The following is a 24,034-nucleotide window of genomic DNA, read 5'->3' on the forward strand; positions in this document are numbered from 1 at the left end:
AGATGGGTATAAGGGACAGGTTCTAGGGGCCGTTCGGGGGCGCGCACGGGGAACGGGGCAGGGCCGGCGCCTGGCGGCGCCGCGTGCCCGCGGCGGTGCCGGCGGGCACGCGGCCCTCCCGCCACAGCCCCCGAGACCGGAGGATCAGCTGTCCTCCAGGCGGAAGCCCACCTTCATGCCGACCTGGAAGTGCGCGACCTCGCCTGCGTCGATGTGCCCGCGCACCTCCGTGACCTCGAACCAGTCGAGGTGGCGCAGGGTCTGCGAGGCCCTCCTGATGCCGTTGCGGATGGCCTGGTCGACGCTCTCGGCTGAAGTGCCGACGATTTCGGTGACCCGGTACGTGCGATCCGTCATCTCCACATCCTCCTTACTCGAAGGCCATGATCGCATGACCCCCGCCTCCGTCCAGGGCCGCCGTCGTAACCGCGCTGTCCGAGGACTACCTTTGAAGGTATGAAGGGGTGGCGCAGAAAATCGGACGTCCACCAGGTCACGGACGCCAGGCCGTCGCTGACGGCCGACATCCGCAAGCGCGAGATCAGCTACCTCATCAAGATGGGGATCCGCACGATCTGCCTGATCCTGGCTGTCGTGGTGCCGGTGCCGTGGCCGTACCGGTTGCTGTTCATCGCCGCGGCCGTCTTTTTGCCGTACATAGCGGTAATCGGGGCCAATGAGAGGAGCGCCGCGGACACTCCCCCTACCTTTCAGACCCCTGAAGCTAACCAAACCGAGATACCGCTGCATCGACGCGAGATCGGGTCGTGACTAAGTCTTGACGCATCCCACGGGTTGTAGGTGTACGCTTTAGCCAAGCGCTCCGGTCCCCCGTCGGAGTGCTGGTGCCGGCGTTCCGGGCCCCCGTCGGAACGCCGATGAAGCGACGCCGGGTGGTTTGCCCCCGTAACCACCCGGCGTCGCCCTTTTCCCGGCGACCTTTTGATCACTCCCAGCGTGCCGGGACAGTCCGATAGGGCTGCTTTCCCGAAATCGTTTACATCCCCTCCCGCCTCGTTATTCACAGGAAATCTTCAGGCGGGAGGTTGCTTGACTTCAAGAGTTCGTTCGAGTGTCAGCTGTCTGTCAGCGTCTCCTGCGTCGCTTCTCCCCAGTTTTTCGCCAATGTGATCAGTTTGGCGACGGCGTCGTCGGGCGCGGTGCCCGCTCCCTGGGCGAGCCCGAGCAGGTACGCCGTGAGGGGCGCGGCCGGTCTCGCGACGCCGTGTGCGACCTCCTTGGTGAGGTCGAGTATCAGGTCGCGGTCCACGCGTGCCGGGTCGATGCCCAGCTCCTTGCAGGCCAGGGTGGTCCATTCGTTGAGCACGTTCATGCGAGCCTCCTCCAGGTCGTCCATTGTGTCGCAGTCGAACCACGGGCGTCCCGGCAGCGCCAGGCGCGTGCCGGTGAGCGGAGCGAGCAGCCCCTTGAGCGAACGGCCCTCGTACGCCGCCAGTGCCGCCTTCAGCTGGGCGGTCCGCCACGCGCTCGCCAGCCATTGCTCGCGACCGCCGTCGTCCACCAGCACCACGCCGCCGGAGTCACCGGCTCCCGCTGCCGCCGCGAGCAGGTCGGCCACATGGGCTGCCGTCATAAACGGCAGGTCGCCGGCGAGCAGCACCACCCAGGGGGCGGTGACCTCGCCCAGACCGGCGGTGAGCGCCGGCACGGGGCCACTCCTCGGCGGATCCTCGCGGGCGAACACGACGCCGGGGATCGGGCGTTCGGGGCCTACCAGGATCGTCGTGCGTGCGTTCGAGACTGCCCCCACGACGTTCTCGACCAGGGATCTGGCGCCTACGGCGAGGCCCGGCTTATCCGCTCCGCCGAGCCGCCGCGCCTCTCCCCCGGCCAGGATCACCGCATCGAAGACGATCCCCTCTCCCGGCACCGCTTGAGGCAGTGCTTCCGTTTCACGGCTTTCCGCACCGCCGGACATGGTCTCGGCTGTGGCAGGCGCGGGTGCCTTACCTGCGGTCGGTGCTGTTGCGGGAGTCGCGCCCGCCTCACCGGACGTGGTCGCTACCGCGGGGATCGCGGGTAGGTCGCCGGACATGGCCCCCTTCGCAGGCGTCGCACGTTGGTCGCCGGGCAACGCCGCTTCTGCGGAGAGCGCGAGCACGTCTCCGGACACAGCTCTCATCGGAGGCGTCGCACGTACGTCGCCGGGCGCGGTGCTTGCGGCGGGTGGGCTGGGGGTGCTGTCGGGCATGGCGGTGCCGGCGTTCGTCAGCCGCCGATGGCGGACATTGGTCTGGCAGGCTGGAGGAAGGACGGGTCGTCGATGCCGTGGCCGGCGCGCTTGCGGGACACCGCGACCATCCAGCGCTCGGCCAGCTCCTCGTCGGAGGCGCCCGCGCGCATCGCCGTCTTGAGGTCGGACTCCTCCGTGGCGAACAGGCAGTTACGCACTTGCCCGTCGGCGGTGAGCCTGACCCGGTCGCACGCTCCGCAGAACGGACGCGTCACCGAGCCGATCACCCCGACCCGATCGGGGCCGCCGTCCACGAGGAACCGCTCGGCCGGGGCGCTGCCGCGATCCTCCAGGTCGTCGGCCGTGAGATCGAACGCGGCGGACAGCAGGTCGAGGATCTCGTCGGCGGTGACCATGCCTTCGCGGCTCCAGCCGTGCTGGGCGTCGAGCGGCATCTGCTCGATGAACCGCAGCTCGTAGCCCTGGTCGAGGCACCAGCGCAGCAGCGGCACCGCCTCGTGGTCGTTGACGCCGCGCATCAGGACCGCGTTCACCTTCACCGGGCGCAGGCCCGCTTCGTCGGCGGCGGCGAGCCCGGCGATCACGTCAGCGTGCCTGTCGCGGTGGGCGAGCTGCTTGAACGTGGCGGGGTCGAGGGTGTCGAGCGAGACGTTCACCCGGTCCAGCCCGGCAGCGGCCAGCGACTCGGCCAGGCGGGCCAGGCCGATGCCGTTGGTGGTCAGCGAGACCTGCGGCCTGGGGGTCAGCGCGGTGGTGCGGGTGACGATGTCGACCAGCTCGCGCCTGAGGAGGGGCTCGCCGCCGGTGTAGCGCACCTCTTGGATGCCGAGCTGTTCGACGCCGATCGTCACCAGGCGGACGATCTCGTCGGCGGTGAGGAGCTGGGGGTTGGGCAGCCAGTCGAGCCCTTCGGGGGGCATGCAGTATGTACAGCGCAGATTGCACTTGTCCGTGAGGGACACCCGAAGATCCGTCGCCACCCGTCCGAACGAGTCTCGCAACATGGGGCGTCACCTCCTGTTCCGTTCGTCTGAGGGCCCACACTACGACGCCTGTCCGGCGACGCTCAAAAGTGCCCTGCTTGCCACGACAACACATTGGTCTGTAGATCGATTCCGCACAAGCTTCTCACCTGGGGGAAGGCTTGGGTGGGGGTGCGGCCGTCCCGGGCCGGCGGTGTAGCTCACCCGGATCTGGCCCGCCGAAGCCGCCGAACAACCTCGCACTTCTGCCACAGGTAGCTCGTGTTTGTCTCCGGGGCTCTTGTTTGTCGTAAAGACTCATGGTTTGTCTCAGGCACCCCGCTTGTTCCGGGGAGCTCTCAGTGTCCGCCTCGGGGAGTCCTCCGTCTCAGGGGCCCTCGCCGCTAGTCGGTCCGGGTGACCCACCGCTGGGGATCGTTGGACGAGCTTCCTCGGCGACGCCGTCCTCAGGAGGCGCCGTCCTCAGGAGGCGCCGTCCTCAGGAGGCGCCGTCCTCAGGAGGCGCCGTCTTTTCTGGGGTTGGCGCTTGAGGACGTGTTCCGGTTGAGGCGTCAGACATCGGCGATGAGGGCGTAGCGTTCGTCGTCCACTGGGTGGCCCCAGAGGTCGGTGTCGTCGCTCAGCGGCTCGATGCGCAGGTCGGTTACCAAGGGCCGGACCGCTGCGGCGAGGGCCTCGGCGGTGACGCCGCCGCTCCATGGCAGTGCATCGGCTCCCGCCACGTAAGGGTGCCCGGTCTGACCTGACTCCCGCCAGCGGCCCTCGACCAGGACCAGCCGGCCCGAGGGGCGGAGGAGGGTGATCCAGTGCCTCAGCGCCGCCTGCGGGTCTGGGAGCGTCCAGACGAGGTGACGGGACAGCAGCATGCCGAACCGCTCCTCCCCTACGGGCGGCGACACGGCGTCCCCGACCAGGAAGCGTCCGGTGAGCCCGGCTGCTGCCAGCTTGGTCTCGGCCTGTTCGATCATGCGCGGGGTCAGGTCGACCCCCGTCACCCGATGTCCGGCGGCGGCGAGCAGCGCGGACAGGGAACCGGTGCCGCAGCCGACATCCAGGATGTCGGCGGGATCGGCCGGTGCCCAGGAGCGCAGGCGGCGGTCCCATGCGGCGCGCGTGTGCTCGGCTCGCAGTCCGTGGTCGGGCTCCGCGTCGAATTCGCCGGCTGCGGCATCCCAGTAGCCGGTGATGGCGGCCGTAAGGGGTTCGGTCATGGCGGCGATCCTCGCAGCGGGCACCGACAGTTTCTGGGTGAGGTGGCCGGGGCCGGGCGAGGTGGCCCGAAGCCCGCGCGAGGTGGCCGAGTATCCGCGCGAGGCGATCGGGTGCCCGTGCAAAGTGACCAGGTGCTTGGAGTGTGTTCGGTGGTGGCGGGGCGAGATGAGTGTGTACGAGGTCGGGGGACCTTGTACGAGGTGGCGGCGGAGGATGAGGCCCGGGGCCTGGTCAGGGGGTTGTGGCGTACCAGGTGTCGCGGGCGTGGAGGAGCTCGGCCAGGTGTTTGCGCGACCACTCGCAGCCCGCGTTCATGGGCTCGATCAGGCTGCGGCCGAGGTCCGTGAGCTCGTATTCGACGCGCGGCGGGATCTCGTCGTACGCGGTGCGCGTGAGGAGGCCGTCGCGTTCCATGGCGCGCAGGGATTCGGTGAGGACTTTCGGGGTGATGCCGCGCAGCGGGGCCTGGAGCGCGGTGAAGCGTTGCGGGCCCGGCTCCAGGCAGCGGATGATCTTCGCGGTCCACTTGTCGCCGACGCGGATCGGCGCGGCGTGGGGCGGGCAGCCGGTGAACATGTCCGGATCGAGTGGCTGGGCCATGCCGGACATCGTAGATAACGCGCGGCGGATGCCGCACTTCAGAGGTGACTATCGTTGCGGAAAGCGACACCTCGCCGTTTACCGTCTGCGCGAGCGGCCGGGCGGATCCGGTCGCCGGGCGAACGGAGTGCTGGCGATGAGCAGGATCGTGCTTTTCGGGGCCGGTGGGCGGGCCGGGGTGCGGGTGGTCGCGGAGGCGGCCGGTCGGGGGCATGAGGTGACCGCCGTGGTGCGGGATCCGGCGAAGTATGGGGATTTGTCGGGTGCTGGGGTGCGGGTGATCGCCGGGGACGTCACCGACGCCGCGAGCGTGGCCGGGGCGGCGGCGGGACACGACGTGGCGATGCAGGTGGCGGCCCGGCTGGACGTGTCGTCGGAGGAGTTCTACGCGGCGGCATCGCGTGCGCTCGTCGACGGGCTCGGCCGGGCGGGGGTGTCCCGTCTCGTCGCGCTCGGGATCGGCACCCTGCTGGAGGTCTCACCGGGCGTGCGCCTCGTCGACACCCCCGGGTTCCCCGCCGACGCGCGGGCGTTCTCGCTGGGGCACGCGGTGGAGATGGAGGTGTACGAGAAGTCGGCACTCGACTGGGTGGTGCTCGCGCCGCCGCCCGTGATGCTCGACACCGAAGCGGCCAGGACCGGCCGGTACCGGATCGGTGGCGGCCAGGTGCCCGGATCCGCCGAGGGCGAGCCGGCGTTCTCGTACGCGGACCTGGCGGTGGCGCTGGTGGACGAGGTCGAGAGCGCTCGGCATCACCGGGTTCAGGTCGCGGTGTCGTACTGACATCAAGCCGTGCCGATCCGGCCGGGCCCCGGCATGCCGAACGCCCGGCCGGATCGGCCGGGCGTTCGGGTGTTGCCGGTCGTGCGGGTGTCGCTAGTGACGGCGGCCGACGACGCGGACATAGTCCGTCGCCTCCGAGGGGGCCAGCCACCTGGCGCCCTCGAAGACCGCGCGCCACGTACCCGACGTACGGGCGGGCACCTTCGTCCCGAAGTAGCCCTTGCCGCTGGTCTTGATCGTGTCGACGTACTCCCACTTGCCGCTGCCGTCAGGCTGGAAGAGGATCGTGATCCGCTTCCAGCCGAGACGGTGCCAGCGCTCCGAGTCCTTGCAGTAGTCGGCGTGGTGCACGGAGACGAAACCACTGATGTAGTCCTCGTCGCACTGCACGGAGAGCTTGCCCTCAAGGGTGATGGGCCGGCCCCGCCGGGCGGGCTCAGGGTTCGCGTCGAACTGCAGGCTCGTGTGGCCGCCCGCGACATCGGGATCCAGGTCCGGGTCCGCGAACGCGGGCGAGGCGGCGGTAGCCACCATCGTCGCGCCCAGGGCAGCAGCCGCCAGGCCGGCGGCTAGACGTCGCATCTTCAAAATGGAATTCCTTCCCCGTCTGAAACGCGCTCCAAGACAGAGCACGTCAACGCCAATGACGCGTAAGGGTAAGGAAAAGTTGTGACAAAGCTGATCACAATTCCGCAACGAGACGTTTTGCCCACGTCAGCCAACGATTTTGTTTTATGCCCTATTAAGCGATTTGTCGGGCTTTAGAGACGTCTGATGCATAGTGTCCTGTTCCGGCGTAACGGATGCGCCAGTAGCCTCCGGAGCGGTCCGGGACGTTGGTGACGAACGCGCCCGCCGCGTCCGTCGTCGTCCTGCCGACCTCTTCCCAGGTGGCGGTGGCGTCGGCCCGCCAGAGGACCTCCAGCGGCTGCTTGGCGAACGGCCCGTAGTCGGTCAGGCCGCGCGGGTCGATCCGGGAGAGCGAGCCGCGCACGCGTACCCCTCCGGCGCTACCCGCGGCCTTCTCCGCGCGTACGGACGAGAGCTTGGTGTCCCGCCTGAACTGGAACGACGCGTACTCCGTGACCGTCATCCCCGTCTCGCCCCTGGCCGTCGCGGTGATCGTCCAGGTGCCTGTCGGGTAGAAGCGGGTCAGCTTCTTGTCGGGGAGGAAGCGCCAGATCTCCCAGCCGTCGGCCATGCGCGCCACCGGGCTCGCGCCCAGACGCCAGACGAGCCGGGGAGGCACGGCCGGTTGCGCGCCGGGCTGCACGGCGGGCTGCACGGCGGGACGGGCCGCCGTCCTGCCGTCCTTGGGGCCCGCGTCGGCCTGGACGGTCCCCCGGTCCGCGGCGGGGCCGGCGCCCGGGGCCGCGTTCGACCTGGTGGCGGGTGCGATGCCCGGCTCCGCGCCCGGCGCGAGGCTCGTGCCCGGCGCAGGGTCCATTCCCGCGCCCGGCGCGGGGCGGGCGCCTGGGACCGCGGCGTCCAGTGATGCGGCGTTCGGTCCCTGTGCGAGGTTCGGCTGCTGGACGGTGCCTGCCGCCGGAGGGCCGGCCGCAGAGACCTGGGAGGCGGGCGGGGACGCCTTCACCACGGGAGGCACCTCCACGACCGCGGGCCTGTCCCCGACCGGGGGCACGTCCACGACCGGCGGCGTGTCCAGGACCGGCGGCTTGGCGCTCAGCACGGGGCCGGGCGGGGCCCCGGGCTCGACCTTGACGGTGACGCCGTTCTTGCCGAGCGCCCCCTTGGCGATCACGTCGATCACCAGGCGGATGGAGTCGTGCGCCCCGACCACCGGATCGGCCGGGCGTACGGTGATGGCGCGGATGGCGGGCTCGATCGCGGCGGAGGACGCAGGTACGGGCGCCGAGAGCGACCCCGCCGCGAGCGAGACGAGAAGCAGACTTCTGGTCATGATCGAGACGGTAGGAACCATCCGGTAATGACCAGGACCACAACACACGCCACGAATGGCAAAGCCGGACTCAGCCGGAGTAGAGCCCTTCGATGATGTCGGCGTACTTCGCGTGGATGATCCGCCTCTTCAGCTTCAGGCTCGGGGTGAGCTCCTCGGTCTCGGCCGTCCATTCGACCCCGAGCAGGGCCCACTTCTTCACCTGCTGCACCCGGGCCAGCCTGGCGTTGGCGGCCTCGACCGCGGCCTCCACCTCCTTGAGCACCTCGGGGTGCTCGGCCAGCTCGGCGAGCGAGCCGTACGTGATGCCGCGCGCCTGCGCCCACCCCGGCGCGACCTCGGCGTCGAGCGTCAGCACGGCCACCGTGTGCGGCCGCCGGTCGCCGTAGGCGAGGGCCTGGCCGATCAGCATGTGCTGCTTGAGGTGGTTCTCGATCTCGGCCGGGGAGATGTTCTCGCCGCCCGCCGTGATGATCAGCTCCTTCTTGCGGTCGACGACCCGGTAGAAGCCGTCCTCGTCGACCGAGCCGATGTCGCCGGTGTGCAGCCAGCCGTCGGCGTCGATGAGCTCGGCGGTGGCCTCGGGGCGGTTGAGGTAGCCGCGCGTGTTGAGCGGGCTGCGGGTCAGGATCTCGCCGTCCTCCGCGATGCGGATCTCGACGCCGGGCTCGGCCCTGCCGACGGTGCCGAGCCGGTAGGAGGCCGGGCTGTTGCCGGTGAAGGCGCCGGTCGTCTCCGTCATCCCGTACACGTCGATGACCTTGAGCCCGAGGCCCGCGTAGAAGCGCTGCACGTCGTCGGGCAGCGGCGCGGCGCCGGTGGCGGTCCATTCGGCGCGGTCGAAGCCGATCATGCCCCGGATGACGGACAGCAGCGAGGCGTCGGCCTTGTCGTAGGCCTCCTGGATCTCGGGGGTGATCGTGCCGCCGTACTGGCCCGCCTCGACGTAGGCGGCGCCCGCCTTCATGGCCTCGCGTACGGCGTTCTGCTGCTCTTCCGGCTGGCTCGCGAGCACCGTGAGCAGGCGGGCCATCATCTTCTCCCACACCCGCGGCACCCCGAAGAACATCATCGGCTTGACCTGCCCCAGGGTCGCGCCCAGGAAGGCCAGATCGGTGCAGAAGTGGACGTGGGACACCTTGACCAGCGGCAGGTAGAGGCTGAGGATCCGCTCGGCGATGTGCGCGTAGGTGAGATAGGAGATCTGCGTGCCGCGCTCGGGCAGGGACGTCAGGCGGTCGGTGGCGGCGACCTCGTAGAAGACGTTCGTGTGGGTGAGCGGGACGCCCTTGGGCATGCCGGTGGTGCCCGAGGTGTACAGGACCGTGACGACGTCGTCGGGGGTGACCGCCTGCCAGCGCGACTCCACCGGCCCCGGGTCCTCCGCCAGCCGGGCCCGGCCCAGCTCCAGGAAGTCCGTCCAGGACAGGAAGCGCTCGTCGGCCGGCGCGCCCTCCAGCATGATGATCTTGCGCAGGCCGTCCAGCCGGCCGAGCACCGGCTCCCAGCGGGCCAGCTCGGCGGGCCCGCCGAGCACCGCGTACCGGGCGCCCACGTCGGCGGCCACGAAGGCGATCTGCTCGGGGGCGAACGTCGAGTAGACCGTGCACCCGACGCCGCCCGCGTGCACCGCGCCGAGGTCGGCGAGCACGTGCTCGCTCCGATTGACCATCATGAGCGCCACGGACTCGCCCGGTTCGAGCCCGATCGCGGCGAACGCGGCGGCGATCTCCAGGATCCGGCCGCGGGCCTGCGCGTAGGTGAGCGTGCTCCAGCCGTCCCCTTCGGGATCGGAGTAGGCGGGCGCGTCGGGGTGTTGCTCGGCGGCGAGCCTGAGCTGTTCGCAGACGGTACGGCCGGAGATCTGCTGCTCGATCTCGGCCCGGACTTCGAGGACTTCGGCCACGGCACCCGCCTCCAGTCAGTAATCACTTATGTGAGTGGCATGCATCGCACCACACGCGCGGGGTGGCGGCAAGAGCTCGGGAAGAAAGATCCACGTCACTCACGTAGAGTGAGCGTCCGAACACCGGATGTGTCACGGAGGGCGCGCATGACAGAGGGCGGCAGGACGTTCTTCGGGCACCCGTGGGGCCTGGCCACCTTGTTCGGCACCGAGATGTGGGAGCGGTTCAGCTGGTACGGCCTGCGCGCGATCCTGGCCACGTTCATGGCCGCCTCACCGGCCCACCACGGCCTGGGGCTGTCGGACGAGACCGCGCAGGCGGTGGTCGGCATCTACGGCGCGCTCATCTACCTGGTGGCGCTGCCCGGCGGGTGGATCGCCGACCGGATCCTGGGGGCGCACAGGTCGGTGTTCTGGGGCGGGCTGATCATCATGCTGGGCCACATCAGCATGGCGCTGCCGGTGACGTCGTCGTTCTTCATCTGGCTCGGTCTGCTGCTGATCATCGCCGGCACGGGCCTGCTCAAGCCGAACATCTCCGTCATGGTCGGCCGGCTCTACCCCGAGGGCGACGACGGGCGCAGGGACGCCGCGTTCTCGCTGTTCTACCTCGGCATCAACCTGGGCGCCTTCTTCGCGCCCATCGTGGTCGGCTGGCTGGCCTCCGGCGACCGCTGGCACCTCGGCTTCGGCGCGGCGGCGGTCGGCATGGGGCTCGGTCTCCTGCAGTACGTCTGGGGCGGCCGGCACCTCAGGGGCATCGGCGAGCGGCCCGGCATGCGCCTGTCGCCCGCCGAAAGCCGCCATTTCCTCCGCCTGGTGGCCCTCGGCGTGGCCGTCTGCGTGATCGCGCTGGCGGTGTGGGCGGCGACCGGCACGTTCACGATCGACCGGTTCACGGTGGTGATCACGGTGATCGTGCTCATCGTGCCGGTGGTCTACTTCTGCTACATCATGCTGGGCAGTCACGACCTGACCGAGGACGAGCGGATCCGGATGAAGGCCTACATCTGGCTGTTCGTGGCCGCGGCCATCTTCTGGATGCTCTACGACCTGGCGCCGAGCAAGCTGCTGTTCTTCGCCCGCGACCACACGGAGCCGTGGTTGCTCGGGATCCCGATCCAGCCGGCCACGACGCAGTCGTTCAACCCGCTGTTCATCATGATCTTCGTGCCGGTGTTCGCGGCCCTGTGGGTGCGGCTGGGCACGCGGGTGAGCACGCCGCAGAAGTTCGGGTTCGCGCTGATCATGGTGGGGCTGAGCTTCGTGGTCATGGCCGTGGCCGCGGCGCTGGCCGGGGCCGGCCGGGTGTCGGTGTGGTGGCTGGTGCTGGTCTACCTGATCCAGGTGCTCGGGGAGCTGTCGCTGAGCCCGGTCGGGCTGTCGGTGACGACGAAGCTGGCGCCCGAGGCGTTCAAGGGGCAGATGCTCGGCATCTGGTTCATCGCGGTCTCGGTGGGCGACGCGGTCGGCGGGCAGACGGGGCGGCTCGGCCGGGTGCTGTCCGATCCCGCGTACTACCTGGTGCTGGCGGCCATGGCGGTGGTGGCGGGGCTGGCGCTGTTCATGTTCACGCGGCGGCTGCGGGTGATGATGGCCGAGCACCACACCCCCGCGATGCGATAAACCTTCCAGACGTGTCTGAACTTCTCGACCTGATCGGTATCTTCGTCTTCGCTCTGTCGGGGGCGCTCATGGGGGTGCGCAAGCGGCTCGACGTGGTGGGGATGGGCGTGCTGGCCGAGATGACCGCCCTGGGCGGGGGCGTTGTGCGCGACCTGATCCTGAACGTGCGGCCCACCGCCTTCATCAGCCTCGGATACGTGCTGGTGCCGGTGGCCGCGACGGTGATCGTGTTCTTCTGGCATCCGCACGTGGCCAGGGTGATGCCGGCCATCCTCGTGCTGGACGCGGCCGGTCTCGGGCTGTTCTGCGCGGTCGGGACGGAGAAGGCCCTCGAGTACGGGCTCAACCCCCTGCACGCGGCGCTGCTGGGGGTCGTCACGGCGGTGGGCGGGGGGATGCTGCGCGACATGCTGGCCGGGGAGATCCCGACGCTGCTCTACGACCGCCAGCTCTACGCGCTGCCCGCGCTGCTGGGGTCGGGGGTGATGGCGGCGCTGTCCACGTACGGGCTGCACGGGTGGCCGGCGACGCTGGCGGCGGCGCTGCTGGCCTTCGGCTTCCGGCTGGCGGCCATGCGGCGCAACTGGCGGGCGCCGCTGGCCAGGGGGATCACCGAGTGAGGCGGCGCGTCCGCGCCCGGACCCGTGCTCAGACCCGTGCTCAGCCACCTGCTCAGACCCGTGCTCAGACCATCGCGATGAGCGAGTCCGGCGGGCGGGCGGCGCCGGCCGGGCCGTGGTCGCGGGCGGCGCGGATGCGGCCGACGGCGTCGGCCAGGACCGGGGGCGGCGCGGTGTAGGGCAGGCGGAGGTAGCCCTCCAAGGTGCCCTCCAGGCCGAACCACGGGCCGGGGGCGAGGCGTACGCCGTGATAGGCCGCCGCCTCGGCCAGCGGCGTGGAGCCGCCACGATCCAGGCGGACCCAGAGCGTGCCGCCCCCGCGCGGCACGGTGAACGTCCACTCGGGCAGGTGCTCGCGCAGCTCCGAGACGAGCGCGTCGCGCGAGGCCCGCAGGGTGCGGCGGCGCTCGGCCCGCGTCTCCTCCAGCAGGTCGAACAGCCGCGCCACCACGAGCTGCTCCATCACCGGGCTGGCGATGTCGACGGAGGAGCGGAACACGGCCAGTCGGCGGGCCAGCGCGGCGGTCGCGCGGACCCAGCCGATGCGCAGCCCGCCCCACCACAGCTTGGACGCCGAGCCCACGCTGATCACCCGGCTGTCGGTGTCGAACGCCGCCATCGGCGACGTCGCGGGCACCTCGTCCAGCGCCAGCTCCGACCAGGTCTCGTCCACCAGGAGCACCGTGTCCGTACGCCGGGCCGCCCCCACGACGGCGGCGCGGGTGGCGTCGTCCATGAGGGCGCCCGTCGGGTTCTGGAAGTCGGGCATGAGGTAGGCGAGCCGGGCCCCGGACTGGCGCATGGCCCCGACGACGAGGTCGCTCTGCCAGCCCTCGTGCGAGATGCCGACGGGGACGATCCGGGCCCCGCGCAGCCGGGCCGCGTCGATCGCGTGCGGGTACGTCGGCGACTCCACCAGCACCGGGTCGCCCGTGCCGACGAGCAGGCCGGTGACGAGCTGGATGGCGTGCTGGGAGCCGGTGGTGACGACGATCTGCTCCGGCCTGGTGGCCAGCCCCCTGGCGGTGTAGCGGGCGGCGATGCGCTCCCTGAGCACCGGCAGGCCCATGGGGTCGTAGCCGTTGCCCATGCCGTACCTGGGCAGGTCCTCGACCGCCTCCAGCATGGCCGCGCGCAGGTGCGTGGGCGCGGGCGGGGCGGCGCACTGGAGCTGGGTCAGCCCGTCGCCGTCGGTGCTGAGCCACGGATTGTCCGCCGTGGTGGCCGGATCGGGCAGGGCGGTCCAGCTGCCCGAGCCCTGCCTGCTCTCCAGGTAGCCGCGCTCGCGCAGGAGGTCGTAGGCCGAGGTCACGGTGGTGCGGCTGACCTTGAGGGTCTCGGCCAGGTGGCGCTCGGCGGGCATGCGGACGCGTACCGGGAGCTGCCCGTCCATGATCAGGGCGCGGACGGCGTCGGCGAGTGCGCGGTAGTAAGGGCGCGCGGCCGGGTCCACGCCGACGAGCCGCGCGATCTGGCTTGCCGACATATGCCTCATAAGGCCACTTTTCGTGATTGGCTCTGTTTTTGCAAATCAGTGGCCTGCCACTCTTGGGCCATTATGAGTGAAGCGACTGTACCCCGGCTCGGCTCCCTGCCCGCGCGGCTCGTCCGCCTCTACGGCGGTCTGGCCCTGTACGGGGCCGGCATCGGGCTCCAGGTGGAGTCCGGGCTGGGCAATGATCCCTGGGACGTCTTCCACCAGGGACTGGGCCTGCGGGCCGGAGTGTCCATCGGCACGATCATCATCGCGGTCGGCGCCCTGGTGATGCTGCTGTGGATCCCGCTGAAGCAGAAACCCGGGCTCGGCACCATCAGCAACGTGGTGTTCCTCGGGCTGTTCGCCGACGCCGCGATCTTCCTGCTGCCCACGCCGGACCTCCTGGCCGTCCAGAGCCTGTACGTCGTGCTGGGCGTCGGCTCGGTCGCCCTGGCCACCGTGCTCTACATCGGCGCCGGGATGGGACCGGGGCCGCGCGACGGCGTCATGACCGGCCTGGTCCGGCTCGGCCTGTCGGTACGGCTGGCCCGTTTTCTCATCGAGATCACGGTGCTGATCGCGGGCTGGCTGCTCGGCGGCACCGTCGGCGTCGGAACGCTGGTGTTCGCGCTGGCCATCGGGCCGCTGACGCAGCTGTTCACCCGCTGGTTCCCGCTCGCTCCCCGCTGACGTGATCCCCGCGGCCGGGCCGGACATGACGCGACGTGATCGACTCGGCCGCGGGATCACCCTGGAGCCGAGTAGCGTCTGAGGCATGCGGATCGAGGATTACGCCCTGATCGGAGACATGCAGTCGGCCGCGCTCGTGGCCAGGGACGGGTCGATCGACTGGTTGTGCCTGCCCAGGTTCGACTCGCCGGCCTGCTTCGCGGCGCTGCTGGGCAGCGAGCGCAACGGGCACTGGTGGCTCGGGCCCACCGGGAGGAGGGCCGCGACCAGGCGGCGCTACCGTCCCGACACCCTCATCCTGGAAAGCGAGTGGGACACCCCGACGGGCACCGTCCGCGTGATCGACTTCATGCCTCCGCGTGACAGGAACCCCGACGTCGTGCGCATCGTCGAGGGCGTCTCCGGCACCGTGGAGATGTCCACGCAGCTCAGGGTGCGCTTCGACTACGGGCGCATCGTGCCGTGGGTGCGGCGTACCAACGGGCACCTGCAGGCCATCGGCGGCCCCGACTCGGTGTGGCTGCACTCCCCCGTCCCGCTGAAGGGCGGCGACTACGCGCACCGGGCCACGTTCACGGTCAAGGAGGGGGATCGGCTGCCGTTCGTGTTCACGTGGCATCCCTCGCACGAGCCGATGCCGAGGCAGATCGAGTGCGAGGACCAGCTCGCCGAGACCGAGGCCATGTGGGCGGAGTGGGTCTCCCGCTGCACGTACGAGGGCCCGTACCGGGAGGCCGTGGTCCGGTCGCTGATCACGCTGAAGGGGCTCACGTACGCCCCGACCGGCGGCATCGTGGCCGCCCCGACCACCTCGCTGCCCGAGGACCTCGGCGGGGTACGCAACTGGGACTACCGCTTCTGCTGGCTGCGCGACGCGACGCTGACCCTCGACGCGCTGATCAACTCCGGCTACCTGGAGGAGGCGGCGGACTGGCGTTCGTGGCTGCTGCGGGCGATCGCCGGGCGGCCACAGGACCTGCAGATCATGTACGGCGTCGCCGGCGAGCGGCGGCTTCCCGAGCTGCGGCTGGACTGGCTCGACGGCTACGAGGACTCCCGTCCCGTGCGCGTCGGGAACGAGGCGGTCAAGCAGCTCCAGCTCGACGTGTACGGCGAGGTGATGAACTGCCTCTACGTCTCCCGCACCCGCGGGCTGTCCGCCGACGACCGCGCGTGGGCCATCCAGCGCCAGCTCCTCGACTACGTGGAGGACCACTGGGACGAGCCGGACGAGGGGCTGTGGGAGGTGCGCGGCCCGCGGCGGCACTTCGTCCACTCCAAGGTGATGTGCTGGGCGGCGCTCGACCGGGCCGTCAAGTACGTGGAGAACTTCGGCCGCACCGGGCCCGTGGACAAGTGGCGCACGCTGCGGGACGTCATCCACGCGGAGATCTGCGACAAGGGCTACGACCCGCAACGCAACACCTTCACGCAGTCGTACGGGTCGTCGGAGCTGGACGCGGCGCTGCTGATGATCCCCATGGTGGGCTTCCTGCCCGCCGACGACCCCCGGGTGCTCGGGACCGTGGCGGCCATCGAGAAGGAGCTCATGTCCGACGGGTTCGTGCTGCGCTACCCGCTGGCCGACGACAACGACGTGGACGGCCTGCCCGGCGGGGAGGGCGCGTTCCTGGCCTGCAGCTTCTGGCTGGTCGAGGTGATGGCCGTGCAGGGGCGGACGGAGGAGGCCAAGGACCTGTTCGAGCGGCTGCTGTCGCTGCGGAACGACGTGGGGCTGCTGGCCGAGGAGTACGACCCCAGGTACGGCCGGCTGGTGGGCAACTTCCCCCAGGCGTTCAGCCACGTGCCGCTCGTCCACGCCGCCCGCGCGCTGTCGCAGAAGCCCGCCGGGCCGGGGGCCACGATGGTCTGACGCCGGCGGGCGGTGCCCGGATCCGGTATTAGACGGGGTCCGGGCGATCTCAGTCACGGGGGAATGTCCTTGGTGGGGAGGCTTGGATGCGACCTTCGCGGTTGGCCGCTCTCGGGCTCACGGCGCTGGGCCTGACCTTCGCGATCCTGGCGGCGGTCGAGCAGTGGCTGAGCGAGGGAATGCTGAGCTGGGAATACCCGGCCGCGGCCCTGTCGCTGGGCGTGTTCGCGCTCGTGATCCAGGTCACGTCGCGCGACTCGATCTCCATGCCGCCCGATGAGCGTCGCGTCGAGGCCGAGCGCCTGCTTCCCGACCTCGTACGCCAGCAGTGGCGGTGGGAGGCGAGCGCCAGGGGCCTGTTCGACCCCGAGCCGATGCCGCTCCGGTGGCGGGCCGGCGGCCTGCCGGAGGACGACGTCGCCACCCTGGTGAGCGGATTCCGCGCGCGGCCGACGAGGCGGATGCTGATCCTCGGTGAGCCGGGATCGGGCAAGACGACGCTGTCGCTGCTCATCCTGCTCCAGCTGCTCGACCAGCGCACCGAGCACGATCCGATCCCCGTGCTCTTCAGCCTTTCGAGCTGGGATCCCGCGAGGGAGCCGTTCCACGACTGGCTGGCGGCCCGGCTGCTCACCGACTACCCCGCACTCTCCGTGGCGGGTCCGGAGACCGGTCGCGCGCTGGTCGCCCAGCGCCGCGTCCTGCCGATCCTGGACGGGCTCGACGAGGTGCCCGCCGAGCGGCAGGCGCGCATGATCGGTGCGCTGGAGACCACGCTGCCGCCGGGTGATCCCGTCATCATCACCAGCAGGGTCGCGGAGTTCCGGGCGCTCAACGCCGACCAGAGACTCGGGATCCGGCTCAACGGGCTGGAGGTCGAGCTCCTGCCCGTGTCGCCCGCCGACTACCTCCCCTGGCTCGCCGATCTCCTGCCGGCGTCACCCGGCGAGGGGTGGACCACCCTGCTGGCCGCGCTGCGCGCGGATCCGACCGGCCCGGTCGCGGAGACGCTGAGCCGTCCGTGGGCTCTCGCGCTGCTGCGCAGCACCTACGCCGCCGGGGGCGATCCCGCCGAGCTGCTGGACCGCGCGCGCTTCCCCGACACGGACGCCGTCGAAAGCCATCTGATCGACCGGCTCATGTCCACGGCCGAGCTCGCCGAGCCGCGCTTCAGCTCGGGAGACATCCGCCGCTGGCTGACCTTCCTCGCCGAGCACATGACCGGTGACCTGGCGTGGTGGCAGCTCCCCCGCGCCGTCTCCCCCTTTCTCCACTACGCGCTCGGAGCCCTGGCCTGCTCCGGGCTCACGCTGTTCGTGACGGGCGCCATCGGGGTGTCGGGGGCGCCCCTCGGCGCCGTCCCCTTCCTGATCGCCGGGGCGGCCGGAGTGGCCGGCGCGGGATACGCGGCCTTCGGGCGGCGCCGCTCCCTGAGCTGGCGCCCCCGATCGGGCGCCGGGTTCGCGACGAGCCCTGCCGAGACCCTGCGCGCGGCCCTGGTCACCGCCCTGGTCCAGGCGGGAACGGCCGCTCTCGTGGTCGGCCTCGGGGTGGAGGTGTTCCGTCATCTGAGAGCGGAGTTCGGGACCGGGCTCGCGTCGAGCCTCGCGACCGGCTCAGTGGCCGGGCTCATCGTCGCGCTGACCACGCCCGGCGTCACGTACCTTCTGACCGTCGCCGTGCTCGCGGCCAGAGGTCTGCTTCCGCTCCGGCTGATGTCGTTTCTCGACCACGCCGCCGCGATCGGCCTGCTCCAGCAGGTCGGCCCCGCCTACCGGTTCCGGCACCTGTCCCCCGAGGACCTGCTGGCGGGCCCGCGCCGGCTCGAGGAGTACGACGAGTACGCCGGGGAAGAGGACCCGTTCGAATCCCTGCCCCACTCCCCGGTCTCCACGCCCGGCACCGAGCAGGCTCCGGTCACGGTGCCCGTCGCGCCGCCGCAGCCCCAGGTCGTGGCCATCCCGTCGACCAGCGCGATCGACAAGGTGGCCGAGGAGAAGATCTACGAGGCGACCCTCGTCCTGGCCGAGGTGCTGCTCAAGATCGACGAGTCCCGTCACGACCGCTCAAGGGAGGCCGTGAAACGGCTGATCCAGCGGCTGCTGGCGGCCAACGCCGATGCGGTCGAGCGGGCGGCGGCGGCCCAGTTCGAGCGTTACCGCAACGCCCGCGAGCGCCTCGTCGAGGCCGCGCGGCTGTCGTTCTGGAGCCGGCCCGCCCCGCAGTACCGGGTGGCGGCCTGGCTGGCGGGCGGCGTGGCGGTCTGGACGGCGGGCATGTGGTGGCTGCCGGTGGGGACGTTCCGGCTGCTCCTGGCGGTCGCGCTGGCCGCGTGCGCGGTCGTGCCGATGGCTCGCGTGGCGGTGGCGCGCGTGAGGTGGAAGAGATGGGACGCCACGTACGGCGGGGCCCTGCGCCGCGCGCTGATAAGCCCGCCGCCCCCGCTGCTGGTGGGCGGGCTGGCCGCCTCCTTCCTCCTCGAACCGCCGGGCTTCCCCCACGAACCGCCGGGCTTCCCGCTCGTACCGCCCGGCTTTCCGGGGCCGGCGGGCACGGGGGCCGAGCCGCCCGTGCTGCTGTGGGCGGCCTGCGCGGCCTGGCTGGTGGCTACGCTGCTGTGGCTGTCGAGCGCGCCCTCCTTCCAGATCCGTACGATCCTGGCCGCCCGCGACCCGGCCGAGTGGCTGCAACTGCCCGCCGGCCTGGCCGGCTACCGCGTCGCCGCCGAGCAGGCGCACCGGGACTGGATCGGCGCCATGGTCAGGGAGGGCGTGCTGCCCCTGCTGCGGGCCGAGCTGAGCGACGAGCACGACGCCATGACCACCGTCCTGCCCGCCGTCGATCCCGGCCGGCTCGGCGGGCTGAGCAGGATCGAGGAGTTCGTCGCCACCGAGGAGGCCGCCTACCTCACCCAGCTCATCACCAAGCTCGGCAGCGCGAGCATCGGGCTGAGCGGCTCCAGGGGCGCGGGCAAGAGCACGGTGCTGCGGCACCTGTGCGGCCGTGAGGGGGACCGGTCCTCGGCCCACCTGTGCCTGCTGGTCCACGCGCCCACCGCGTACAACGCCAAGGAGTTCATCACCCATCTGTTCCTGAAGGTGTGCGAGGAGGTCACCGGGGACACCGGCCCGCAGGCGTCCGCGCTCAGGCGCAGACGCCGGCTGGTCCGCATGCTGCCCGCGGTCACCGCGCTGGCCGGAACCGTGCTCATGGCCGGCGCCCTGCAGTGGGACCGGCTCAGGCCGATGATGACCGAGGCGACCAGCCGGCCCGCCGTGCTCGTCGCCGCGCTCGGGGCCGTGCTGATCGTCGGGGGGCTGCTGGCGGCGTGGCGGGCGAGCCTGCGCCGGCCGCTGGTGATGGGGTCCAGCGCCTCGGAGGTCGCCGCCCGCGAGCACCTGCGCTCGCTGCGCTACCTGCAGGCGGAGACGCGGACGCGCAGCGGCGAGCTCGCGCTGCCCGGAGGGGTCAAGATGGCCAGGCAGGCCGCGGTGCAGCGCACCGAGCAGGCGCGCAGCCATCCGCATCTGGTCGCGGACCTGCAGGACCTGCTCGGCAAGATCGCCCTGGACCGGCAGGGGCTCCAGGGCAAGGTCATCATCGGCATCGACGAGCTGGACAAGATCGGGACGGCCGAGGACGCCGAGCGGTTCCTCAACGACCTGAAGGTGATCTTCGGGGTGCACGGCTGCTTCTTCCTCGTGGCCCTGTCGGAGGACGCGCTCACCGGGTTCGAACGCCGCAGTCTCGCCATCAGGAACACCTTCGACAGCGCCTTCGACCGGATCATCCGCATCCCTCCCCTGCGCAGCGCCGAGTCGCGGACCCTGCTGACGCGGCGCGGGGTGCCGCTGCCGATCCCGTACGTCTGGCTGTGCCACGCCCTCACCGGCGGGCTGCCCCGCGACCTGCTGCGTACCGCGCTCGACCTGACCACGATGGCCGGCAAGCACGACGAGCACGACCTGGCCCCGCTGGCGGCCCGGCTGATCCGGCAGGACCTCGGCACGGTGATCGGCGCCCAGCTCCGGGTGGCGGCGCAGCTCCCCGGCGACCGCGCCCCGGCCGTCACCGAGTGGCTGGCCAAGTGCGGTGCGGCCGCGCCGCTCACCGTCGCCGCGCTCGACGGCCTGGCCGACGCCGCGCCTCCCGAGGCGGCGGGCGAGCCGGTGGTCGTGCAGGCGCGGGCCCACCTGTTCATCCTGGCCGCCCTGACCAGGATCTTCATCGAGAGCCCGCAGACCTCCTTGGCGTCGCTGCACGCGGAGCCCGCCGTCATCGACCGCATCGCCGGGACGCGGCTGCTGCTGGCCACGGATCCGCACCTGGCCTGGCACACGATCCGCCGCATCCGGGAGGAGGCCGCGTTCCTGTCGCCGGTCGGGTAGGCGCCCGCCGCGAAGGGTGACGTGCTGGGCATCCGCTGATCGTCCGGCGTTCACGTGTGCTTCATCCCGTTCCGTCACGCTCCCGCCGTAGCCGGAGTACTGACTTCCGGCCGGACGGAGAGAAGCACCATGGGCCACGGGCATCACCACCACCATCACGACGACGAGCACGGACACGAGCCGACCGGCGAGGGGGACCTGTCGATCCCCGACGGCTCGATCCCCGACGGCGAGCTGCCGCCGGAACAGCTCTCGCGGCGGCGCATGTTCCGGCGTGCGGGGCTGCTGGGGGCCGGGCTCACGGCCACCGGCGTGCTCGGGGCGCCGGGCGCGGCGGCCGCGCAGACCCCCGAGCTCGCCGGGCGCGGGCGGGAGCCGAAGGACGGCTACCAGTGGCTGGCCGGTGATCACCACATCCACACGCAGTACAGCTCCGACGCTGTCTACCGGGTCATCGACCAGGTACGGCACGGCAACGCCTACGGCCTGGGCTGGATGGTCATCACGGACCACGGCGGCGCCACGCACGCCAAGATCGGCGTGGACAAGGTCAACCCGGACATCGTCGCGGCCCGCGCGGCCGTCAAGGACACGCTGGTCTTCCAGGGCCTGGAGTGGAACATCCCGGCCGCCGAGCACGGCACCGTGTTCGTCGCCCCGGGGCGTGGCGAGGTCGAGACGCTCAAGGAGTTCGAGAACGCCTTCGACGGCTCGGTGAAGGGCGCGGGGGCATCCACGCCGCAGAACGAAGCGCTGGCCATCGCCGGGCTGAACTTCCTGGCCGACGCGGTGCGCAGGCGGCGCGTTCCGGACGCGCTGTTCCTGGCCAACCACCCCGCCAGGAAGGGCATCGACTCGCCGCACGAGATCCGCGGGTGGCGGGACGCCCAGCCGTCCATCGCGGTCGGCATGGAGGGCGCGCCCGGCCACCAGGCCGCCGGCATCCCCAAGCCGAACGGGCCGGGCGGCGGCCGGGGCTACTACGACGGCGGGCCCGGCGCCGACTCCTTCCCCGGCTACCCGGCCGAGAGCTACAAGACGTTCGGCGGGTTCGACTGGATGACCGCCACCGTGGGCGGCCTGTGGGACAGCCTGCTGGCCGAGGGCAAGCCGTGGTGGATCACGGCGAACTCCGACTCCCACTGGGTGCACGGCGACACCAGCGACCGCGGCCCCGGCGGCGACTTCAACGCCAACGGCCGCTACGAGGACCCGATCTACAAGGGCGTCGCCAACGCCGGGTCCGGCGACTTCTGGCCCGGCTACTACAGCCGCACCCACGTCGGCGCGCAAAACTTCGGCTACCAGGCGGTGATGGACGGGCTGCGCGCCGGCCGGGTCTGGGTGGACCACGGCGGGCTGATCAGCGCGCTGGTGGTGCGGGCGCGGGCGGCCGGCACCGGGCAGCGCGGGGTGACGCTCGGCGACACCCTCCAGGTACGCCAGGGCGCCCGGGTGGAGCTGACCATCGAGATCACCCTGGCCGGGCGGCCGAACTGGGCGCAGTTCGTGCCGACGCTGTCCCGGGTGGACGTCATCCAGGGCGACGTGACCGGTCCGGCCGCCGACAAGGACGTGTTCACGACGCCTTCCACCAAGGTCGTGCAGTCGTACGAGGTGGGGCGCAACAGCGGCACGGTCACCTTCACCTACCAGCTCGGCGCGGTGGACCGGCCGGTGTACGTGCGGCTGCGCGGCACCGACGGCAAGCGCTCGGCCCCCGGGCTGCTGGGTGCGGCTGTGGACCCGCACGGCCCGCAGATCGACGTCTACGGCGACGCCGACCCGTGGAACGACCTGTGGTTCTACAGCAACCCCATCTGGGTGCTGCCGCGCCGATGATCCTCGGACTCGACACGGGTACGCGTACCGTCGCCGAGGCCGAGCACCTGCTCCACACTGTGGCGCGGGCGCTCGGCCTGGCGGGGGACACGATCGGCTGCACGCATCTGATCCCTGGGGGGCATGGGATGGACGAGCCGCACGTCGCCTGCTCCCTGGCCGTGCCGGACCCCCCGACCAGCTTGCCGCCGGGGGTGTCATGGGCGCTCAGCTCGGGGGCGCCCGGCTCGGAGACGCCCGGCTCGGGGGCGCTCAGCTCGGGGCTGCTCAGCTCGGCGCCGCTCAGCGGAGACCGTGGTGGGCCGTTCGCTGCGGGGGCGGCGCTGGCAGCGGCCGCGCACTTCGACCGGCGCGCGGGGCGGGTCGTCACCTACCCCGGGCGCGACCAGCTCACAGGGGTCGTCACCGTGGCGGCGCTGCTCGCCGGATCGGCGATCGAACGCGTACTGCTGCTCGCCTCAGCCGACCCGCCGGGCGGGGACGTGCTCGTCCTGACCAACGACCATGTGAGGCCGGTCTGGCAGGACGGGCTGATGACCCTGCTCACCATGCCGGCCGCGGGCGGCCGGATCGCCCCGGCCGAGGTGCCGTGCCCAACGCCCTGCTGCGCCGACCACCCCTGATCCACTCCACTCGCCCACCACCCCTAACCGCACACCCCCCAAACAAGTGCCAACCTCCGCGCCTCCGACATCCACGGCAACTCCGGCGACTCCGACGTCTCAGGCCTTCGGGCCGGTCAGGCGGCGTTCGCCGGCCGTGGTGAGGACGAACACCTGCCAGTTGTAGTACGCGTAGTAGTTCCTGGCGTCCCGCTTGATCTGGCGGGCGTGCAGGAGAATGGCGTCCACGTACGCCTGGGACGGGTTGTAGGCGTGCAGGGCCCGCTGATAGTCACGGGGCGCGCCGCTGGCCCGCAGGTAGTTGGCCGCAGCCATCACGGCGTCACGCGGATCCTGGATGTCGCCACCCAGCCCGTACGCCTTCCACGTCGCGGGCATGAACTGCATGGGCCCCTGCGCGCCGACATAGCTGGCCGACCGCACCCGGCCGAACTTGGTCTCCGCGAACATCACCGCCGCCAGCACCTCCCACTCCACCCCGAACCTGCGCTCGGCCCGCTTGAAGTAGCCGAGCAACTCGGCGGCGGGGCGAGGCGACTGGACCTTGAAGATGGCCGAGGGCTTGATGGGACGAGCCAGGGCGAGCAATTCGCGGATGGCGGCGGTGTTGTCCTTGGCCTCGGCGGCGAGCGCGGCCGGCAGGCGGGCGAAGGCCTTCGTGGCCACCTTGGGGTGGCGGGCCGCATAGCGGTAGATGCGCTGCTGGTGCAGGGCGAGCAGCTCAAGCGCGGCCGGTGGGCGTCCCTTCTTGGACCAGCCGTCGATGGCGTCATGGAGTGCGGCGGTGGTCCGCTGCAATGCGGTCGCCAGCCCCTTGGCGTCGGAAGGGATCTTCTCGTCAGGAGCCGGGATCGCGCTCTCGCCTTGCGTCCCGGCGGTCGTCTCCGGAGTCGTCGCCGGGCTCTCCTGCGTACCGGACGAGGCGGACAGGCCGGTGCGGGCCTCCCCTGAGGACGCCGGAGCTCCGGCTCCGCAGGCCGCCACACCGACGAGAGCCGCGACCAACGCCACCACCGTCAAGACCCTGCTCCCACCCAACGACCGGGACCAGGACTGAGACTCACGCCAGGACCCGGGCCGGAGCTCGCGCCGGGTGTCGAGGCCGAACCATGACCAGAGCCGAGGCCATGACGAAGGCTGGGAATGGGACCACGACCGGAGTCGGTGCCAAGGCCGGGACCAGGACCGGGACCGGGGCTCGTGCCAGGACCAAAGCCGGGACCGGGGCTCGTGCCGGGTGCGGGGCTCGTACCTGTCTCTTATAAACATCACCG

At 71.3% G+C, this 24,034-nt stretch carries 19 protein-coding genes; 9 read left to right on the plus strand and 10 right to left on the minus strand.

Features of this window, described 5'->3' with window-relative positions; translation table 11 throughout:
• Positions 1 to 144: 144 nt before the first annotated feature.
• On the minus strand, positions 145 to 357 hold the full coding sequence (locus tag ETD85_RS41655) for a dodecin (protein WP_138695350.1): 213 nt from the start codon (positions 355 to 357) through the stop codon (positions 145 to 147).
• A 99-nt stretch (positions 358 to 456) separates the two neighbouring features.
• Here ETD85_RS41655 and ETD85_RS41660 point away from each other — a divergent pair, with 99 nt between their 5' ends.
• Entirely contained in the window at positions 457 to 771 is a 315-nt protein-coding gene (locus tag ETD85_RS41660; RefSeq protein ID WP_138695351.1) for a DUF3099 domain-containing protein, read from the plus strand.
• Positions 772 to 1,075: 304 nt separating this feature from the next.
• Here the strand turns inward: ETD85_RS41660 and ETD85_RS67355 are convergent, their stop codons facing one another.
• From ETD85_RS67355 to ETD85_RS41680, 4 genes are all read right to left on the minus strand, one after another.
• Positions 1,076 to 1,939, minus strand: a complete 864-nt coding sequence (locus tag ETD85_RS67355; protein ID WP_138695352.1) for an NTP transferase domain-containing protein — start codon at positions 1,937 to 1,939, stop codon at positions 1,076 to 1,078.
• Between the two features lie 290 nt (positions 1,940 to 2,229).
• The gene (moaA, locus tag ETD85_RS41670; protein WP_138695353.1) at positions 2,230 to 3,219 is read right to left on the minus strand and encodes a GTP 3',8-cyclase MoaA; all 990 of its coding nucleotides are present in this window, start codon (positions 3,217 to 3,219) and stop codon (positions 2,230 to 2,232) included.
• Positions 3,220 to 3,749: 530 nt separating this feature from the next.
• A complete protein-coding gene (locus tag ETD85_RS41675) occupies positions 3,750 to 4,409 on the minus strand; it encodes a class I SAM-dependent methyltransferase (protein WP_138695354.1) in 660 nt (219 codons plus the stop codon).
• A 232-nt stretch (positions 4,410 to 4,641) separates the two neighbouring features.
• Positions 4,642 to 5,010 (minus strand): winged helix-turn-helix transcriptional regulator, encoded by a 369-nt coding sequence (locus tag ETD85_RS41680; protein ID WP_206059189.1) that lies wholly within the window; start codon positions 5,008 to 5,010, stop codon positions 4,642 to 4,644.
• Between the two features lie 136 nt (positions 5,011 to 5,146).
• Between ETD85_RS41680 and ETD85_RS41685 the strand changes: the two genes are divergently transcribed.
• A complete protein-coding gene (locus ETD85_RS41685) occupies positions 5,147 to 5,794 on the plus strand; it encodes an NAD(P)-dependent oxidoreductase (RefSeq protein WP_138695355.1) in 648 nt (215 codons plus the stop codon).
• A 93-nt stretch (positions 5,795 to 5,887) separates the two neighbouring features.
• On the opposite strand, the gene ETD85_RS41690 is transcribed toward ETD85_RS41685, so the two are convergent.
• The 3 genes from ETD85_RS41690 to ETD85_RS41700 all read right to left on the minus strand — a co-directional run bounded on the left by ETD85_RS41690 (position 5,888) and on the right by ETD85_RS41700 (position 9,621).
• Positions 5,888 to 6,376 (minus strand): hypothetical protein, encoded by a 489-nt coding sequence (locus tag ETD85_RS41690; RefSeq protein ID WP_138695356.1) that lies wholly within the window; start codon positions 6,374 to 6,376, stop codon positions 5,888 to 5,890.
• 160 nt (positions 6,377 to 6,536) lie between these two features.
• The gene (locus ETD85_RS41695; RefSeq protein WP_138695357.1) at positions 6,537 to 7,715 is read right to left on the minus strand and encodes a hypothetical protein; all 1,179 of its coding nucleotides are present in this window, start codon (positions 7,713 to 7,715) and stop codon (positions 6,537 to 6,539) included.
• A gap of 70 nt (positions 7,716 to 7,785) precedes the next feature.
• Entirely contained in the window at positions 7,786 to 9,621 is a 1,836-nt protein-coding gene (locus tag ETD85_RS41700; protein ID WP_138695358.1) for an AMP-dependent synthetase/ligase, read from the minus strand.
• Between the two features lie 147 nt (positions 9,622 to 9,768).
• Between ETD85_RS41700 and ETD85_RS41705 the strand changes: the two genes are divergently transcribed.
• Positions 9,769 to 11,247, plus strand: a complete 1,479-nt coding sequence (locus ETD85_RS41705) for a peptide MFS transporter (RefSeq protein WP_138695359.1) — start codon at positions 9,769 to 9,771, stop codon at positions 11,245 to 11,247.
• A gap of 11 nt (positions 11,248 to 11,258) precedes the next feature.
• Positions 11,259 to 11,867: a trimeric intracellular cation channel family protein gene (locus tag ETD85_RS41710; protein ID WP_138695360.1), complete on the plus strand. Its 609-nt coding sequence runs from the start codon at positions 11,259 to 11,261 to the stop codon at positions 11,865 to 11,867.
• 64 nt (positions 11,868 to 11,931) lie between these two features.
• Here the strand turns inward: ETD85_RS41710 and yczR are convergent, their stop codons facing one another.
• Positions 11,932 to 13,353, minus strand: coding sequence for a MocR-like transcription factor YczR (gene yczR / locus ETD85_RS41715; RefSeq protein WP_240779765.1), 1,422 nt, complete (start codon positions 13,351 to 13,353; stop codon positions 11,932 to 11,934).
• Positions 13,354 to 13,425: 72 nt separating this feature from the next.
• Here yczR and yczE point away from each other — a divergent pair, with 72 nt between their 5' ends.
• From yczE to ETD85_RS41740, 5 genes are all read left to right on the plus strand, one after another.
• A complete protein-coding gene (yczE, locus tag ETD85_RS41720) occupies positions 13,426 to 14,034 on the plus strand; it encodes a membrane protein YczE (RefSeq protein ID WP_138695362.1) in 609 nt (202 codons plus the stop codon).
• Between the two features lie 85 nt (positions 14,035 to 14,119).
• Positions 14,120 to 15,907 (plus strand): glycoside hydrolase family 15 protein, encoded by a 1,788-nt coding sequence (locus tag ETD85_RS41725; RefSeq protein WP_138695363.1) that lies wholly within the window; start codon positions 14,120 to 14,122, stop codon positions 15,905 to 15,907.
• An 86-nt stretch (positions 15,908 to 15,993) separates the two neighbouring features.
• Complete coding sequence (locus tag ETD85_RS41730; protein ID WP_138695364.1) at positions 15,994 to 20,295, plus strand: NACHT domain-containing protein; 4,302 nt, start codon at positions 15,994 to 15,996, stop codon at positions 20,293 to 20,295.
• Between the two features lie 129 nt (positions 20,296 to 20,424).
• A complete protein-coding gene (locus ETD85_RS41735) occupies positions 20,425 to 22,137 on the plus strand; it encodes a histidinol-phosphatase (protein ID WP_138695365.1) in 1,713 nt (570 codons plus the stop codon).
• Positions 22,134 to 22,760, plus strand: a complete 627-nt coding sequence (locus ETD85_RS41740; RefSeq protein ID WP_138695366.1) for a hypothetical protein — start codon at positions 22,134 to 22,136, stop codon at positions 22,758 to 22,760. The genes ETD85_RS41735 and ETD85_RS41740 overlap by 4 nt, the downstream gene beginning before the upstream one ends.
• Before the next feature lie 99 nt (positions 22,761 to 22,859).
• On the opposite strand, the gene ETD85_RS41745 is transcribed toward ETD85_RS41740, so the two are convergent.
• Positions 22,860 to 23,774 (minus strand): lytic transglycosylase domain-containing protein, encoded by a 915-nt coding sequence (locus ETD85_RS41745; RefSeq protein ID WP_138695367.1) that lies wholly within the window; start codon positions 23,772 to 23,774, stop codon positions 22,860 to 22,862.
• Positions 23,775 to 24,034: the final 260 nt, after the last annotated feature.

The sequence above is a fragment of the Nonomuraea zeae genome, from assembly GCF_005889725.1.
In the GTDB taxonomy this organism is placed as follows: domain Bacteria; phylum Actinomycetota; class Actinomycetes; order Streptosporangiales; family Streptosporangiaceae; genus Nonomuraea; species Nonomuraea zeae.